Genomic DNA, 17,314 nt, shown 5'->3' with positions numbered 1-17,314 from the left:
ACACCTCTGTCTCCGTCCCACTCTTCCCGAGGAGAATCGTGTCCCCGCATCGTCCCCGCCGTTCCCCCCTGATCGTCCTCGGCCTCGCCGCGGCCGTGCTCGCGGGAGGGGCGATCGCCCCCGCGGCCGCCGCCGCGACACCGTCCGAGCTGTCCGTCGTCGCCTTCGGCGATTCGATCACCCGAGCCGCCGCGACCTGCGGCACGGAGGACGACTGCCCGGTCAACTCCTGGTCGACCGGTTCCGCCCCCGAGGTCCGCTCTATCGCGACCCGCCTCCAGGAGGTGGCTCCGCAGCGCACGGTCACGACCGACAACCGCGCGAAGTCCGGCAGCCGCATCGCCGAGGTCTCCGCGGCGGTCACGGCGGCACAGGCGGCCGGGGCCGCTCCGGACGTGGTCACGCTCCTCATCGGAGGCAACGACCTCTGCAGCCCCGACGTCCCGGCCGGGCCGGACGGCTACGCGATGACGCCCGCCGCGGACTTCTCCGCCTCGGCGTCGGGTCTGCTCCGGCAGATCAGCTCGGCCTGGCCCCGGGCGACCGTGCTGCTCGGGTCGGTGCCGGACATCGGGTCCGAGTGGGAGGTCGTCCAGGGCACACCGGGCGAGTTGATCTGGGGACTCTTCAGCATCTGCCGGACCACGCGCGGAGCCAAGGCCGACAACCACGTCCAGAGGGGGGCCGCCTTCGAGGCGACGGTCGCCGCAGCCGAGGAGCGCACGGATCGGTACAACGAGGCCCTGGCCGCGGCCTGCTCCGCAGCGGGCCCCCAGTGCGTCTGGGACGGCGGTGCTCTCACCAGGACGCCCGTCACGAAGGACGTCCTCTCGACGGTCGACTACTTCCACCCGAACGTCGCCGGCCAGGCGCTGGTCGCCAGCGTCCTGTGGGGCCCGGAGGCGGTTCCCGCGTGGGCGGTCCCGCACTCCGCAGGCGCTCCGGCTCCGGCTCCGGCGGACCTCCCGACGCTCGACGAGATCGGCATCGCCGATTCGACGAGCGGCGCCCCGGACGAGTCGAGGACGCGGGTCGGCATGCCCGAGAACGTGACCGAGCGCGTGACGCTCGGCCGTCCGGCCGGAGCGCAGCCGTCCGAGGGGAGCCCGTCTCCGGCGGACCTCCAGCAGACCGCCGCCGTCGGCCGCTAGCTCGAGGGAGGCGCACCGATCGTCAGAGTGCGCCACGTGGTCAAATGCCGACAACTGCTCGATGAACGCCAGTCGAGTCGACCCGTGCCACAAGTTGGCGGCCTGCGGAGGAGCGGAAATACCTTTCCCCACGAGGTTCCGCCGCCGTCGTCCGCGGACCTCACCGCGGTCGGTCGACCGCTGGAGCCGACGGTCGAACGACCGTGCTCCGCCCTCCTTGATCACCGTCCTTGAGAAGAGCCATGTCCCTCCGTTCCCGCCTGTCCACCGTCGCTCTCACGGCACTGCTCCTCGCCGGAGGAGCAGCCGCCCCGTCCGCCACCGCCGCCGAGGCCCCCGCGCTCTCGGTCGCCTCGTTCGGCGACTCGATCACCCGCGCCGCCACCACCTGCGGAGGCCGGGGCGACTGCCCCGTCAACTCCTGGGCCACCGGTTCCGCACCCGCGGTCCACTCCGTCGCCACCCGCCTCCAGGAGCTGAACCCGGGTCGCACCGTCACGTCGACGAACTACGCCAAGTCGGGCAGCCGGATCGCGGGAGTCGCCTCGGCGGTGTCCGCCGCGGCGGCCGCCGGGGCCCGACCCGACGTCGTGACGCTGCTCATCGGCGGCAACGACCTCTGCCACCCCGATCTCCGGGCCGCCGCCGACGGCTACGCGATGACGCCCGCCGACGCGTTCGCCGCGTCCGCGACGAGTGCGCTGCAGCGGATCAGGTCCGCCTGGCCGGAGGCGACCGTCCTCGTCGGGTCGGTCCCGGACGTGGCGTCCGAGTGGGCCGCGGTGCAGACCGGCGCGGGCGCGAGGACCTGGCCGTCGGCCAAGCTGTGCCGGACGACGCGCGGGGCCCTCGCCGACAACGTCGTCCAGACCGGTGACGCCTTCACCTCGACGGTGATGGCCGCGGCCGAGCGCACGCGGCAGTACGACGACGCGCTCGCCTCGGCGTGCGCGGCCGAGGGCCCGCACTGCGTCTGGGACGGCGGCGCCCTCAGCCGCACGGAGATCAGCCCCGAGATCGTCTCGAGCGTCGACTCCTTCCACCCGAACGTCCAGGGCCAGGCCCTGATCGCGCGGGTGCTCTGGGGTCCCGAGGCGGTCCCCGCCTGGGCCGCGCGCCTCACCCAGGGCGCTCCGGTCTCCCCGCCGGTGCCGGCGGTCACCGACGCACCGGTCCCGACGACGCCCACTCCGACGACGACTCCCGCCCCGACGACCACCCCGTCGTCGAAGACCACCCCCGCGCCGAAGGCCACTCCGACCCCGGCCGGCGCGCGCCGAGCGACGAAGACCGTGACTCCTGCTCGGCCCACGACCCCGGCACGCGCAGCGACCCGCGCTCCGGCGCCCGGCTCCACTCCGAGCACGACCCCGAGCCGAGGCCTCGCCGGCACGAAGGACACGACCGCGCCGACGGTGCGCATCACCGGCCCGCTCGCCGGCGACTCGGTCTCGGGGAACGTCGCCCTGGCCGCCGTCTCCGACGACGACACCGCCTCGCTCGTCTTCTCGAGCGAGGGTCGCCGCCTCGGTTCGGCGAAGCACGCGGCGAACGGCGGCTGGACGCTGACCGTGTCGACCAGGGGCTTCCCGAAGGGCGAGCACGATCTCGTCGCCACCGCGACCGACCGCTCGGGCAACACGGGGACGAGTGCCCCCGTCACCGTCACGGTCCGCTGACCAGCAGGGGCCGCCGTCAGGCGCCCCACGGGACCGCGGCGGTCCTCGTCGGAGCGGTGCAGGACGCACCGAAGGATTCGACCCGTGCCGCGCCTCACCTATGGGGGGAGCAGGCCGGTCCTGAGGCGGTGCCGTGCTGCCGCGCCGTCGGCCAGGCTCTGAGCAGCCGGCACCGCCGGAGTGGCCGGGCTCCCTGAGCGGCACTTCTCCGGGCGGATCCGGCGGTTCCCCTCCCCGTCCCCCGGTCGCCCGGTCGACGGAGCCCGCGCCCCCGCCTCGCTCCGCTGCCGCGGCACCACGTCGCCCCACGAGAGCAGAGTCATGCCCCCGCGCCCGGCCCGCCGTTCCCCCCTGTCCGTCCTCCTCCTCATCGCCCTCCTCCTCGTCGGCGCGGCCGCGGTGCCCGCCGCGGCCGCCGAACCGGCCCCGACCCTGTCGGTCGTCTCCTTCGGCGACTCGATCACCCGTGGCGCCTCGAGCTGCGGCACCCGCGCCGACTGCCCGGTCAACTCCTGGTCGACGGGAACCGCGAGTGCGGTCCGCTCGATCGCCACCCGCCTCCAGGAGGTGAACCCGGGCAGCGTCGTCACCACGGCGAACTACGCCAAGTCGGGGAGCCGGATCAACGCCGTCGCCTCGACCGTGACCGCTGCCGCCTCGGCCGGCGCGGACCCCGACGTCGTCACCCTCCTGGTGGGCGGGAACGACCTCTGCCACCCCGACCTCACGGGCGCCGCCGACGGGTACGCGATGACTCCCGCCGCGTCCTTCAGCGCGTCGGCGTCGAGCCTGCTGCGTCAGATCGGCTCGACCTGGCCGGAGGCGACGGTCCTCGTCGGCTCGATGCCGGACATCGCGTCCGAGTGGGCGGGCCTGCGCGGGGGACCGGCCGAGGCGGGCTGGCCCGCGAACCGGCTCTGCCGCACGACCCGCGGGGCGACGGCCGACAACGTCGTCCAGACCGGTGACGCGTACACCGCGGCGGTCGCCGCAGCGGCGCAGCGCACCCGTCAGTTCAACGACGCCCTCGCCGCGGCCTGCTCCGCCGTCGGCTCCCGCTGCGTCTGGGACGACGGCGCCTTCACCGCCGCCGCCGTCTCGCCCGACATCGTGTCCACCGTCGACTACTTCCACCCCAACGCCCGCGGCCAGGCCCTGATCGCCGACATCCTCTGGGGACCCGAGGCCGTGCCCGACTGGGCGGCGTCCGAGCCGACGTCGACGCCCGTGCCGTCCGCTCCGCCGACCGCTGAGCCGACGAGCGTGCCGACGCCCAGCGCCTCCCCGGCACCGACAGCCGTCCCCGAGCCGACCGATCCTGCCGAGACCCCGACCGCGTCCCCCACCGCGACGGCCTCCCCGACCACCACCCCGACTCCGTCTCCGGCCGCGACTGCTACGCCGACCGCGACTGCCACGCCGACCGCGACTCCGACCGCTACGCCGACTGCGACTCCGATCGCCACCCCGAGTCCGACTGCAACGGCGACTCCGACTGCAACCGCGACTCCGACTGCAACCGCGACTCCGACTGCTACTGCGACTGCATCGCCGACTCCGACCGCGACCGCGACTCCGACTCCGACTCCGACTGCCTCTCCGACCCCGACGCGTACGCCGACGCCGACGCCGACTCCGGCCCGAGACACGGCCGCACCGTCCTCGCGCGTCACCAGCCCGACCGCGGGCAGCACCGTCGTCGGAACGGTCACCCTCGTCGCGGTCGCGGACGCCGACACCACGTCCCTGGTCTTCTGGACGGGCAGCACGCGGATCGGGACGGCGAAGAAGGCGGCCGACGGCACCTGGAAGCTGACCGTCTCCACCAAGGGCTTCCCCAAGGGCGAGCACCTAGTCGTGGCGAAGGCGTCGGACGCCGCGGGCAACACCGCGTCGAGTGCCCCGGTCGCCGTCACCGTCCGCTGAGCTCCGCCGCCATGCTGATCGAGTAGTTCTCGCAGGGGGCGTATCGAGATCCATCCCTGCTGAGCACGGTGGGTCTCGATACGCAGCTAAGCGGCTACTCGACCAGCATGCGGAAGCGCGCGGAAGCCCAGCTGATCGAGTAGCCCTCGCAGAGGGCGTGTCGAGATTCATCCCTTCTGAGGACCGTGGGTCTCGATACGCCGCTGCGCGGCTACTCGACCAGCAAGAAGGAAGAAAGAATCGGAGGGGCTGACGAGAATCGAACTCGCATCATCTGTTTGGAAGACAGAGGCTTTACCACTAAGCTACAGCCCCGGAATCGGCAGTCCGGAGAACCCGCCGCGGGCCGCCCTCTCGGGCGGGGCCCGTCGTCTCGACCGGGCACCAGGACACTGTAGTACACGAGGCGAAGCGGCGGCGACGCCGACCCGCGAAGCCGCCCCCGCGCGCCTGTTCCGGCCGCAGGAGTGCGGTGCAGTACACTTGCGAAGGCCATTTCGGCGTGTCGCGCCAGTGACCGTGCAGGAAGGGCTCGACGAGAGTCCTCATCGGCACGGTGCACCGGCCCGCGCAACCGGGGCGTAGCTCAGCTTGGCTAGAGCGCCCGCTTTGGGAGCGGGAGGTCGCAGGTTCGAATCCTGTCGCCCCGACCACGAGTACTCATCGTGACGACATCGACCCGTGACGACCGGTCACACGGCGCCGACACCAACCAGCACAGGAGATCCCCTCACGTGAAGACCACGGTAGAAAAGCTGAGCCCGACCCGCGTCAAGCTCGCGATTTCGGTCACCCCGGACGAGCTCGGCCCCAGCATCACCCACGCCTACGGCCACATCGCCGAGCAGATCAACGTCCCCGGCTTCCGCAAGGGCAAGGTCCCGCCGGCGATCGTCGACCAGCGGGTCGGCAAGGCCGCCGTCCTCGAGCACGCCGTCAACGAGGGGCTCGACGGCTTCTACCGCGAGGCCGTCCGCGAGACCGAGGTGCGCCCCCTGGGCCGCCCGCAGGCCGACATCGTCGCCTGGCCGAGCGACAAGGACTTCACCGGCGACCTCGAGCTCGCCATCGAGGTCGACGTCCGCCCCGAGATCACCGTCCCGGCCTACGACGGCCTCGAGCTCACGGTCGATGCGGCCGAGGTGACCGACGCCGACGTCGACGCCGAGCTCGACAAGCTCCGCAGCCGATTCGGCACGCTCGTCACCGTCGATCGCCCCGCGACGACCGGCGACTTCGCGCAGATCGACCTCATCGCGACCATCGACGGCGTCGAGGTCGACACGGCCAACGCCATCTCCTACGAGCTCGGCTCGGGCGAGCTGATCGAGGGCATCGACGAGGCGCTCGACTCGCTCACCGCGGGGGAGAGCACCACGTTCACCGCTCCGCTGCTCGGTGGCGACCACGCCGGCCAGCAGGCCGAGATCGCCGTCACGCTCACCGCCGTCAAGGAGCGCGAGCTCCCCGACGCCGACGACGACTTCGCGCAGATCGCCAGCGAGTTCGACACCATCGCCGAGCTGCGCGACTCGCTCAAGGAGCAGGCCGCCCAGCAGAAGACCTTCGGTCAGGGCGGCCAGGCGCGCGAGAAGCTCGTCGAGGCCCTCCTCGGCCTCGTCGAGGTCCCCGTCCCCGCCGCGCTCGTCGAGGACGAGGTGCACCGCCACCTCGAGGGCGAGAACCGCCTCGAGGACGCCGAGCACCGCGCCGAGGTGACCGAGGCGAGCGAGAAGACCTTCAAGACCCAGATCCTCCTCGACCACGTCGTCGAGCAGGAGAAGGTCCAGGTCAGCCAGGACGAGCTCACGCAGTACCTGATCCAGGGTGCGGCGCAGTACGGCATGGAGCCGAACGAGTTCATCAAGATCCTCTCCGAGAACAACCAGATCGGCCAGATGGTCGGCGAGGTCGCCCGCAACAAGGCGCTCGCGATCGTCCTGGGCAAGGCGAAGGTCACCGACACCGAGGGCAACGCCGTCGACCTGACCGCGTTCACCGCCGTCCCCGGGGACGACGCGGACGAGACGGACGCCGACGCCGCGACCGATGAGGTCGACGCGCCCGCCGCCGAGGTCGTCGAGGAGGCCGTCGTCGAGGAGGCCCCCGCCGCCGCCGAGGCGCCCGCCGAGGAGGAGGCCGCTCCGGCCCCCAAGAAGAAGCGCGCCCCCGCGAAGAAGAAGGCTCCGGCCGCCGAGGAGATCCCGGCCGCCGAGTAGTCCTCGACGCAGAACGACACGAGCCGCTCCCGGATCACCGGGGGCGGCTCTCGTCGTCTCGGCCCGAGTCCGGGGTCGAGCCCCGGCCCGGGTCCCGTCCGCAGTCCGCCCCGGGCGAACACCGGCCGCTCCGGCTCCGCCCCCGGCGAACACGGCCGGGTCGCCCGGGTGCCGTCCGATAGATTCGCCTCCGAAGCGACAACTGAAACGGAGCGACACATGGCCGATATGGCGATGCCCAACAGTGTTTTCGACCGCCTTCTCAAGGACCGGATCATCTGGCTCGGTTCTGAGGTGCGCGACGAGAATGCGAACGAGATCGCAGCGAAGCTCCTGCTCCTCGCGGCCGAGGACGCCGAGAAGGACATCTTCCTGTACATCAACTCGCCCGGCGGCTCGATCACCGCGGGAATGGCGATCTACGACACGATGCAGTTCGTGCCGAACGACATCGTGACGGTCGGCATCGGCATGGCGGCGTCCATGGGTCAGCTCCTGCTCACCGCGGGGACCCAGGGCAAGCGTTACATCACGCCGAACGCGCGCGTCCTGCTGCACCAGCCGCACGGCGGGTTCGGCGGCACCGCGTCCGACATCCAGACCCAGGCGCAGCTGATCCTCGACATGAAGAAGCGCCTCGCCGAGATCACCGCGAAGGCGACCGGCAAGACCGTCGAGCAGGTCAACGAGGACGGCGACCGCGACCGCTGGTTCAGCGCCGAGGAGGCCCTGGCCTACGGCTTCGTCGACCACATCCGCTCCTCGGCGACCGACGTCGCCGGCGGCGGCGGAACCGCCACCGACAGCTGAGCACCCCGACGCGCCGAGAGATCAGGAAGAGACAATGAACACACCCACCTTCGGCGGGACGGCCTTCGGCTCCGGAGCCGCGCCCTCCTCCCGCTACATCCTCCCCACGTTCGAGGAGCGCACGGCCTACGGCTACAAGCGCCAGGACCCCTACGCGAAGCTCTTCGAGGACCGCATCATCTTCCTCGGCGTGCAGGTCGACGACGCGTCCGCGGACGACATCATGGCCCAGCTCCTCGTGCTCGAGAGCCAGGACCCGGACCGCGACATCGTGATGTACATCAACTCGCCCGGTGGCTCCTTCACCGCGATGACGGCGATCTACGACACCATGCAGTACATCCGCCCGCACATCCAGACCGTCGTCCTCGGTCAGGCCGCGTCGGCCGCAGCGGTGCTCACCGCGGCGGGCACGCCCGGCAAGCGCCTGGCGCTGCCGAACGCGCGCATCCTGATCCACCAGCCGGCCGTGCAGCAGGGCGGTGGCCAGGCCTCGGACATCGAGATCCAGGCCGCGGAGATCATGCGCATGCGCGAGTGGCTCGAGAAGACGCTGTCCTTCCACTCCAACCGCTCCCCGGAGCAGGTCAAGAAGGACATCGACCGCGACAAGATCCTCGGCGCCGACGACGCGCTCGAGTACGGACTGATCGACCAGATCCTGACCAGCCGCAAGGGCGTTCCCGCCCTCACGGTCTGACCTCGGGAGAGCGACCGATCGTCGAGGGGCCGGGAGGCGGAGCGATCCGCCGCCCGGCCCTTCCGCGTGCCGGCGGACGGATGCGCGCCGCCGGACCGTAGCAAACCGACACGGACGGGGCAATGGTCCGCCGATCCGGCCCGCCTGCCGAGCCCTCTCGGCTCAGCGGCTAGGCTCGGTCCTGAGTTCGGCGGTTCCGCATGACCGCCCTCTGCGAGACGCTCGACGGCACCGCCGCCCGAGAGCACCGACGCACGACAAGGAAGTGGGGCATCCCCGTGGCACGTATTGGCGAAAGCGCCGACCTGCTGAAGTGCTCGTTCTGCGGCAAGAGCCAGAAGCAGGTCCAGCAGCTCATCGCCGGTCCCGGCGTCTACATCTGCGACGAGTGCGTCGAGCTGTGCAACGAGATCATCGAGGAGCGCCTCTCCGAGTCGAGCGAGGAGACGAGCCACGAGTTCGACCTCCCGAAGCCGAAGGAGATCTACGGCTTCCTCGAGGAGTACGTGATCGGCCAGGAGCAGGCCAAGCGCGCCCTCGCCGTCGCGGTCTACAACCACTACAAGCGCGTGCGGGTGCGCAACACCATCACCGCCGCGGACGCGATCCACGACGAGATCGAGATCGCCAAGAGCAACATCCTGCTGATCGGCCCCACCGGCTGCGGCAAGACCTACCTCGCGCAGACGCTGGCCAAGCGGTTGAACGTCCCGTTCGCCGTGGCCGACGCGACGGCGCTGACCGAGGCGGGCTACGTCGGCGAGGATGTCGAGAACATCCTGCTCAAGCTGATCCAGGCCGCGGACTACGACGTCAAGCGGGCCGAGACCGGCATCATCTACATCGACGAGGTCGACAAGATCGCCCGCAAGGCCGAGAACCCGTCGATCACGCGCGACGTCTCTGGCGAGGGCGTGCAGCAGGCGCTGCTGAAGATCCTCGAGGGCACCGTCGCCTCCGTGCCGCCGCAGGGCGGTCGGAAGCACCCGCACCAGGAGTTCATCCAGATCGACACGACGAACGTACTGTTCATCGTGGCCGGCGCCTTCGCCGGGCTGGAGGACATCATCTCCTCGCGCGCGGGCAAGCGCGGCATCGGCTTCGGCGCCCCGCTGCACAACAAGCAGGACGAGATCAACATCTTCAGCGAGGTGCTCCCAGAGGACCTGCACAAGTTCGGGCTCATCCCCGAGTTCATCGGCCGCCTCCCTGTGGTCACCACCGTCACGCAGCTCGACCAGGTCGCGCTGATGCAGATCCTGACCGAGCCGCGCAACGCGCTGGTCAAGCAATACCAGCGGATGTTCGAGATCGACGGGGTCGAGCTCGAGTTCGACCGCGGCGCCCTCGAGGCGATCGCCGATCTCGCCGTGCTGCGGCAGACCGGCGCCCGCGGTCTCCGCGCCATCCTCGAGGAGGTGCTCGGCCCGATCATGTTCGAGGTGCCGTCCTCCGACGAGGTCGCCCGCGTGGTCGTCACTCGCGCCGCGGTTCTCGACAATGCCGCGCCGACCATCGTGCCGCACGCTCCGCGCCGCCAGGAGAAGAGCGCCTGAGCCGCCTCCGCCGGGCCGTCGCGTGACCAGTTCGCGCTGATTGGCCCGGCGTTCGTGCGCCCGGGCGCGACGCGGTTCCCTACTCTGGCGGAGCGCATCGCCGATGCGTCCGCCGGCTCAGCGCTCGGCCGGGTCAGCGACCGGAGGCACCGTCATCGTCCAGCCGCTCCTCGCCGGGATCGTCGCCGCCCTCACCGGCTTCTCCAGCTCGTTCGCGATCGTCCTCGCGGGCGTCGTCGCCGTCGGCGCCACCGATGCTCAGGCCGCGTCGGGTCTGCTCGCGGTCTGCGTCCTGCAGGGCGTGCTCTGCATCGCGCTGAGCGTGCGCTACCGGGTGCCGATGACCTTCGCCTGGAGCACCCCGGGCGCCGCCCTGCTCGCCGCCACCGCGACCCTGCCCGGGGGCTTCGACCGCGCCGTCGGCGCCTTCCTCGTCGCGTCCGCGCTGATCGTCGTGACGGGGCTCTGGCCGGCGCTCGGGAGGCTCGTGGCGCGCATCCCGCGGCCGCTCGCCAACGCGATGCTCGCCGGCATCCTGTTCCCGCTCGTGCTGGCGCCCGTGCGGGCGGCGGTCGAGATCCCGCTGCTCGCGCTGCCGGTGATCGCGCTCTGGCTGATCCTGCTCCGCCTGCTGCCGCGCTGGGCGGTGCCGGCGGCGATCGCGCTCGCGATCGTGCTGCTGCTCGTCACGGACGGCGCCGCCCTCGCCGGGGCGCCGCTGCTGCCGGTCCCGGAGTTCGTCGCCCCGGTCTTCGAGATCGGCGCGATCGTCGGCATCGGGCTGCCGCTCTACGTCGTCACGATGGCGGGGCAGAACATCCCCGGCATCGCGGTGCTGTCGAGCTTCGGCTTCGAGGCGCACTCCCGTCCGGCGATCGTGTCGAGCGGCCTCGCCTCCGGCGTCTCGGCGGTGTTCGGGGGAGTGCCGGTCAACTACGCGGCGCTGAGTGCTGCTCTGACCGCGGGTCCGGAGGCCTCGCCGCAGCCGGAGCGGCGGTGGATCGCCTCGGTCTCGGCGGGAGCGTCCTATCTGGTGCTCGGCGCGGTCGCGGGAGCGGCCGCGGCACTCGTCTCCTCCGCCAGTCCGCTGCTGATCGAGGCGGTGGCCGGGCTGGCGCTGCTCGGCGTGTTCGTCTCGTCGGTGCAGGCCGCGGTCGAGGACGCGCGACTGCGTCTGCCCGCCGCGGCGACCCTGCTCGTCACCGCGTCCGGCATCGCGGTCGCGGGGATCGGCTCCGCGTTCTGGGGCCTGGTGGTGGGGCTGGTCGTGCTGGCCTGGCTGCACCCGCGTCGGGTGGCCCGCCACTCCTGACCCCTGGGACGCGCCCTTGGATCAGGCGAGTCCGCGGCGCCGCAGCAGGGGCTCGGTGCGCGCGTCGCGCCCGCGGAACTCCCGGTAGGCGACGAGCGGGTCGCGCGAGCCGCCGATCTCGAGGATCCGCCGCCGGAACCGCTCGCCGGCCGCGCGGTCGAGTCCGCCGTTGTCCTCGAACCACTCGACGGTGTCGGCGTCCAGGATCTCGCTCCAGATGTAGGAGTAGTAGCCCGCGGAGTAGCCGCCCGAGAAGACGTGCTTGAAGTAGGTGCTGCGGTACCGCGGCGGGATCGCGGCGTTCAGCAGCCCGGCGGCCTCCAGCGCGCGCGTCTCGAACTCCACGACGTCGGCGCGGTCGGCGGAGGCGGGCGTCTCGTGCCAGGCGAGGTCGAGCAGGGCGGCGGCCAGGTACTCCGTGGTCGCGAAGCCTTCGCCCCAGAGCGCCGCCGCCTCGAGCTGCTCGACGACGGCGGCCGGCAGCGGCTCACCGGTCTCGACGTGCCGGGCGTAGACGGGCAGCAGCTCCGGGTGGCGGATCCACATCTCGTTGACCTGGCTCGGGAACTCGACGAAGTCGCGGAAGACGCTCGTGCCGCCGAAGCGGGGGTAACGCGTGGTCGCGAAGAGGCCGTGCAGCGCGTGCCCGAACTCGTGGAAGAGGGTCTCGACCTCGTCGAGGCTGAGCAGCGCCGCCTCCCCGTCGCCGGGCGCCGAGATGTTCAGCGTGTTCACGACGACGGCGGAGTCGCCGAGCAGCGTCGTCCGGGTCCTGAGCGAGTTCATCCAGGCGCCGCCGCGCTTCGAGTCGCGCGTGAACGGGTCGAAGAGGAACAGACCGAGCGGGGTGCCGTCCTCCTCCGCGACCTCGAAGACGCGGACGTGCGCGCTGTGCCCGACCAGGTCGGGCCGCTCCGCGAACCGGACGCCGTAGAGCCCGGTGGCGGCGGCGAAGACGCCCTCGCGCAGGACGCGCTCGAGCTCGAAGTAGGGGCGGAGCGCGCTGGAGTCGACGGCGTAGCGGGCGGTGCGGACGCGCTCCTCGTAGAAGGCGCGGTCCCAGGCCTCGAGCATGAAGCGCGGCCGTCCTGCGGCGTCCTGCTCGGTGTCGGCCTGCTGCTGCATCTGCTCGAGCTCGGCGCGGGCGTTCCGGGCGGCGGGGATCGCGAGCTCCTCGAGGAGGGCGCGGACGCGCTCGGGTGTGCCGGCCGTCTGGCCCGAGATCACGAACGCGGCGTGCGAGGAGTGGCCCAGGAGTGCGGCGCGCTCGGCGCGCAGGGCGACGATGTCGAGCAGGACCTCCCGGTTGTCGTGCGCTCCGCTCTCCCCGGCGCGGCCGAGGGAGGCGCGCAGGATCCGCTCGCGGACGGAGCGATCGCGCAGGCGGGCGAGCCACGGGTGCCCGGAGTAGAGCGGCAGCGTCACGAGGTAGCCGTCGGCACCGCGATCCGCGGCGGCGCGGGCGGCGGCGGAGATCTCGGAGGCGTCGAGTCCGTCGAGCTTCTCGGCGCGCTCCAGCAGCACGGCCCGCTCGTTGGTGTCGGCGAGCAGGTTCTTGTCGAACCGGGTGGTCAGGCTCGACAGCCGCTCGTTCAGCGCGCTGAGCCGGGTCTTGCCGGCGTCGTCGAGGAGGGCGCCCGCGCGCTCGAAGCGCAGGAGGACGCGCTCGAGCAGGTAGGCGGTTTCCGCGTCCAGGTCGAGTGTCGCCTCGCGGTCGGCGAGCGAGCGGACCCGGGCGTAGAGGCGCGGGTCCAGGGTGATCGCGTCGTCGTGCGCGGAGAGCAGGGGAGCGAGTTCCTCCTCCACAGCGTCGGTCAGCGGCGTGCGATCGGAGGCGCCCACCGTGAAGAAGACCGCGCTGACCCGGCGCAGCTCCCGGCCGGAGCGCTCGAGCGCCACCAGCGTGTTCTCGACCGTCGGCTCGTCGGGGGAGGAAGCGATCGCCTCGATCTCCGCGCGGTGCCGCCGCAGCGCCTCGTCGAACGCCGGGCGGTACGCCTCCGGCTCGACCGCCGCGAAGTCGGGCAGCCCGTGCGGCAGCGCGCTCGGCTCGAGGAGGACGGCGACGGCGGCGGAAGTGCTCATCCAGCGAGCCTAGGGGCGCCGCGTCCGCGGGCGGGGTCCGCGGTCCCGCCCTGCTGGAGACGGTGGGTCTCGATACGCCGCTGCGCGGCTACTCGACCAGCATGGAACGTCATGCTGATCGAGCAGCCCGCGCAGCGGCCCACCCATGCTGATCGAGTAGCGCGCGCAGCGCGCGTATCGAGATCCACGCCGTCAGCCGCTCAGCCCCAGTCGTCGTCCTCGCCCTCGACGCGGCCCTGCGGCTGGGTGATGTAGGCGGCGTCCTCGTCCGGGCGGTAGGTGATGGTGGTGCCGTCGTCGAGTTCGAGCACGGGCTTGCCCTCGAGCCAGGTCAGCGTCCAGCGCCAGGCGGAGCTGTCCGTGCCGGCGGCGGCGAGCTCGCCCTCCACGTCGCGGACGGCGGTGACGACGATCTCGGGCAGGGTGGACGGCGTGTCTCCGCCGACCGGCCAGCGCGTTCCGAGCTGCATGGGGTGTTCCTCTCGAGAAGAGGGGGAGCGGGCCGGAGCCCGCTCCCCGGGTGATCAGGCGGTCGGCTCGGTCTCGAGCTCGATCTGCACGGCCAGCGCGTCACCCTCGGCGAAGTCGAGCTCCGCGATCCGGCCGACGGCCGCGAGGTCGCCCGCGGCGAGTCGCAGCGACGCCACCAGCTCGGCCGGAGCGGTGACGACGGCCGACCGGGCCGGCGTCTTCTGCGAGGCCTTCGCATCGGTCTTCGCCCGGCGGATCGCGGTCAGCACGGTGCTGGCGGCGGTCAGCACGGCCGGGTCGCCGCCGAGAGCGGCCTGCTCCGGCCACGGCTGCACGTGCACCGAGCCGTCGTGCGACCAGGACCAGGTCTCCTCGACCGCGAACGGGATGAACGGCGCGAACAGCCGCTGCAGCACGTCCAGCGCACGGTGCAGGGCGGCGGCCGCGGACGCGCCGTCCTCGCCGTACGCGCGCTCCTTCACCAGCTCCAGGTAGTCGTCGCAGAACGTCCAGAAGAACGCCTCGGTGGTCTCGAGCGCACGGGCGTGGTCGTAGTTCTCCAGCGCCGTCGTCGCGTCGGCGACCACGCCGTCGAGCGCGGCGAGCATGCTCAGGTCGAGCGGGTCGCTGACCGTCGCGCCCTCCGGCAGCGGGAAGCCGTGGATGAACTTCGCCGCGTTGAGCACCTTGATCGCCAGGCGGCGGCCGATCTTGATCTGCGTCGGGTTCTGCGGGTCGAAGGCCGCGTCCGTGCCCAGGCGCGAGGAGGCGGCCCAGTAGCGCACCGCGTCCGAGCCGTGCTGCTCGAGCATGCCGGCCGGCGTCACGACGTTGCCCTTCGACTTCGACATCTTCTTGCGGTCGGGGTCGACGATGAAGCCCGAGACCGTCGCGGTGCTCCACGGCGCGCGGCCGTCCTCGAGCTGCGAGCGCAGCAGGGTCGAGAAGAGCCAGGTGCGGATGATGTCCTGCCCCTGGGGGCGCAGGTCGTAGGGCGCGACCAGCTGCCAGAGCTCGTCGTCGCGCTCCCAGCCGCCGGCGAGCTGCGGGGTGAGCGAGGAGGTCGCCCAGGTGTCCATCACGTCGAGCTCGCCTTGGAAGCCGCCGGCCACGCCGCGCTGGTCCTCCGAGTAGCCGGGGGCGGCGTCCGAGGACGGGTCGACGGGCAGCGCCGACTCCTCGGGGACGATCGGCGCGTCGAACACCGGGTTGCCGTCGCCGTCGAGCGGGTACCAGACCGGGATCGGCACGCCGAAGAAGCGCTGGCGCGAGATCAGCCAGTCGCCGGCGAGGCCGTTCACCCAGTTCTCGTAGCGGACGCGCATGAACTCGGGCACGAACCGCACGTCGCGGCCGAGCTCGAGCAGGCGCTCCTTGAGCGCCGCGTCGCGGGCGCCGTTGACGATGTACCACTGGCGGGTCGAGACGATCTCGAGCGGCTTGTCGCCCTTCTCGAAGAACTTCACCGGGTGCACGATCGGGCGGGGCTCGCCGACCATCTCGCCCGACTCGGTGAGCAGCGCGACCACGGTCTGCTTCGCGGAGAACACGGTCTTGCCGGCGAGTTGCGCGTACGCGGCACGGCCGGCCTCGCTCTCGATCGCGGCGGGCGCCTCGGAGATCAGGCGGCCGTCGAAGCCGATGACCGCGCGGTTGGGCAGATCGAGCTCGCGCCACCAGACCACGTCGGTCAGGTCGCCGAAGGTGCAGATCATCGCGATGCCCGAGCCCTTGTCCTTCTGCGCGAGGTGGTGCGCGAGCACCGGCACCTCGACGTCGAAGAGCGGAGTGCGCACGGTCGTTCCGAAGAGCGCCTGGTAGCGCTCGTCGTCCGGGTGCGCCACGAGGGCGACGCACGCGGGCAGCAGCTCGGGGCGGGTCGTCTCGATGAAGACGTCCTCCGCACCGTCGCGGTGGAAGCCGATGCGGTGGTACGCGCCGGGCTGGTCCTTGTCCTCGAGCTCGGCCTGCGCGACCGCGGTCCGGAAGGTGATGTCCCAGAGGGTCGGCGCCTGCGCCTGGTAGGCCTCGCCGCGGGCGAGGTTCCGCAGGAAGGCGCGCTGCGACGCGGCCTGCGACTCCTCGCCGATGGTGCGGTAGCTCTGCGTCCAGTCGACCGAGAGGCCGAGGGTGCGCCAGAGGTCCTCGAACTGCTTCTCGTCCTCGACGGTGAGGCGCTCGCACAGCTCGATGAAGTTGCGGCGGGAGATCGGCTTCTGGTCGGCCGCCTTGCTGCTCTTGTTGTCGCCGCCCTCGAACGGCGGCACGAAGTCCGGCGTGTAGGGCAGGGTCGGGTCGCAGCGGACGCCGTAGTAGTTCTGCACCCGGCGCTCGGTGGGCAGGCCGTTGTCGTCCCAGCCCATCGGGTAGAAGACGCTCTTGCCGCGCATGCGCTGGAAGCGCGCGACGACGTCGGTGTGCGTGTAGGAGAAGACGTGCCCGATGTGCAGCGAGCCGGAGGCGGTCGGCGGCGGGGTGTCGATCGAGTAGACGTCCGCGCGGGAGAGCCCGGTGCGATCGAACCGGTAGGTGCCGTCCGTCTGCCAGACGAGGCCCCACTTGCTCTCGAGGCCCTCGAGGGCGGGCTTGGCGGGGAGGCGGTCGGCGACGGTCATGGTTCTCCGGTTCGATATGGGCGGCACCGCGTCGGTGGTGATGATGCCTGGGTGGGGGCTCTCGGAGCGTGTCGCTCACCGGCCGCGACGATCCTACCGCGGGGCCGGGAAGCCGCGACGGGCGGGCGCGGTCAGCCGACGACGGGCGCGAAACCGCGGCAGACCGGCGTCAGCGCCTCGTCGAGGTAGGGCACCAGCTCGCCGCGGGTCGGCCCCGCGGCCGCCCAGGCCTGCACCGCGGCGACCGCCGCCCCGACGCTCGCGTAGGCGACGGCGTGCGCCACGTGCGCGGGCAGCGGACGTCCGGCGCGTGCGCGCACGAACTCCGCGACGATCGCCGCCTGCCGAGCGAGCCGCGAGAGCGCCGACGCCTGCAGCTCGTGCACGCTGCCGATCAGCTCGGTCTGGGTCAGCGCCCACGGCACGCTCGACGGACCGAAGCCCGCGCCGACCGCGAGCAGCGCGCCGCGCAGAGCGTCCATCGTCGACACGTCCGGCGACGCGGCCTCGAGCGCCGCCGGCAGCTCGGCCAGCCGGTCGTCGACGAGCACCCAGAAGACGTCGCTCTTCGAGGCGAAGTAGTTGAAGAAGGTGTTGCGCGAGACGCCGGCGCGCTGGGCGATCTGCTCGACCGTCGTGCCCGCGTAGCTCTGCTCGACGAAGAGATCGAGAGCCGCGTCCTCGAGCATGGAGCGCGACGACGCCCGCGGCCGTCCGCGACCCGCTCCCGCTGTCCGCGCCATGACCGCCTCCGCCCCTGTCCGGCGACCGCCGACGCGCTAGGATAACG

General features: G+C 72.1%; 12 protein-coding genes and 2 tRNA genes. 9 read left to right on the top strand and 5 right to left on the bottom strand.

What is annotated here, in order from left to right:
• Positions 1-38: 38 nt before the first annotated feature.
• The 3 genes from MT350_RS07405 (at position 39) to MT350_RS07395 (ending at position 4,756) form a co-directional block, all read left to right on the top strand.
• The gene (locus MT350_RS07405; protein ID WP_243599166.1) at positions 39-1,151 is read left to right on the top strand and encodes a GDSL-type esterase/lipase family protein; all 1,113 of its coding nucleotides are present in this window, start codon (positions 39-41) and stop codon (positions 1,149-1,151) included.
• A 242-nt stretch (positions 1,152-1,393) separates the two neighbouring features.
• The gene (locus MT350_RS07400; RefSeq protein ID WP_243599167.1) at positions 1,394-2,830 is read left to right on the top strand and encodes a GDSL-type esterase/lipase family protein; all 1,437 of its coding nucleotides are present in this window, start codon (positions 1,394-1,396) and stop codon (positions 2,828-2,830) included.
• A 321-nt stretch (positions 2,831-3,151) separates the two neighbouring features.
• The gene (locus MT350_RS07395; RefSeq protein ID WP_243599168.1) at positions 3,152-4,756 is read left to right on the top strand and encodes a GDSL-type esterase/lipase family protein; all 1,605 of its coding nucleotides are present in this window, start codon (positions 3,152-3,154) and stop codon (positions 4,754-4,756) included.
• Positions 4,757-5,000: 244 nt separating this feature from the next.
• Here the strand turns inward: MT350_RS07395 and MT350_RS07390 are convergent.
• Positions 5,001-5,071 (bottom strand) — tRNA-Gly (locus MT350_RS07390).
• 260 nt (positions 5,072-5,331) lie between these two features.
• On the opposite strand from MT350_RS07390, the gene MT350_RS07385 reads away from it, so the two are divergent.
• The 6 genes from MT350_RS07385 (at position 5,332) to MT350_RS07360 (ending at position 11,353) form a co-directional block, all read left to right on the top strand.
• Positions 5,332-5,409, top strand: a tRNA-Pro gene (locus tag MT350_RS07385).
• 81 nt (positions 5,410-5,490) lie between these two features.
• Positions 5,491-6,975: a trigger factor gene (tig, locus tag MT350_RS07380; RefSeq protein ID WP_243599169.1), complete on the top strand. Its 1,485-nt coding sequence runs from the start codon at positions 5,491-5,493 to the stop codon at positions 6,973-6,975.
• A 168-nt stretch (positions 6,976-7,143) separates the two neighbouring features.
• Positions 7,144-7,785, top strand: a complete 642-nt coding sequence (locus MT350_RS07375) for an ATP-dependent Clp protease proteolytic subunit (protein WP_260300538.1) — start codon at positions 7,144-7,146, stop codon at positions 7,783-7,785.
• A 34-nt stretch (positions 7,786-7,819) separates the two neighbouring features.
• Positions 7,820-8,485 carry an ATP-dependent Clp protease proteolytic subunit gene (locus MT350_RS07370; RefSeq protein WP_123445811.1) on the top strand — a complete coding sequence of 222 codons (666 nt, stop codon included), beginning with the start codon at positions 7,820-7,822 and terminating at the stop codon, positions 8,483-8,485.
• Between the two features lie 278 nt (positions 8,486-8,763).
• The gene (clpX, locus tag MT350_RS07365) at positions 8,764-10,041 is read left to right on the top strand and encodes an ATP-dependent Clp protease ATP-binding subunit ClpX (protein ID WP_123445812.1); all 1,278 of its coding nucleotides are present in this window, start codon (positions 8,764-8,766) and stop codon (positions 10,039-10,041) included.
• Between the two features lie 103 nt (positions 10,042-10,144).
• Positions 10,145-11,353, top strand: a complete 1,209-nt coding sequence (locus tag MT350_RS07360) for a benzoate/H(+) symporter BenE family transporter (RefSeq protein WP_243599170.1) — start codon at positions 10,145-10,147, stop codon at positions 11,351-11,353.
• 21 nt (positions 11,354-11,374) lie between these two features.
• Here MT350_RS07360 and MT350_RS07355 read toward each other — a convergent pair whose 3' ends face one another.
• The 4 genes from MT350_RS07355 to MT350_RS07340 all read right to left on the bottom strand — a co-directional run bounded on the left by MT350_RS07355 (position 11,375) and on the right by MT350_RS07340 (position 17,213).
• Positions 11,375-13,438 (bottom strand): M3 family metallopeptidase, encoded by a 2,064-nt coding sequence (locus tag MT350_RS07355; protein ID WP_243599171.1) that lies wholly within the window; start codon positions 13,436-13,438, stop codon positions 11,375-11,377.
• Positions 13,439-13,638: 200 nt separating this feature from the next.
• On the bottom strand, positions 13,639-13,908 hold the full coding sequence (locus MT350_RS07350) for a hypothetical protein (RefSeq protein WP_123736916.1): 270 nt from the start codon (positions 13,906-13,908) through the stop codon (positions 13,639-13,641).
• 54 nt (positions 13,909-13,962) lie between these two features.
• Positions 13,963-16,524, bottom strand: coding sequence for a valine--tRNA ligase (gene valS, locus MT350_RS07345; protein WP_243599172.1), 2,562 nt, complete (start codon positions 16,522-16,524; stop codon positions 13,963-13,965).
• 131 nt (positions 16,525-16,655) lie between these two features.
• The gene (locus tag MT350_RS07340) at positions 16,656-17,213 is read right to left on the bottom strand and encodes a TetR/AcrR family transcriptional regulator (protein WP_243615613.1); all 558 of its coding nucleotides are present in this window, start codon (positions 17,211-17,213) and stop codon (positions 16,656-16,658) included.
• Between the last annotated feature and the right edge of the window lie 101 nt (positions 17,214-17,314).

The organism is Rathayibacter sp. VKM Ac-2928, from assembly GCF_022815545.1.
Lineage (GTDB): Bacteria > Actinomycetota > Actinomycetes > Actinomycetales > Microbacteriaceae > Rathayibacter > Rathayibacter festucae.
This window is presented reverse-complemented; position numbering and strand designations above follow the sequence as displayed.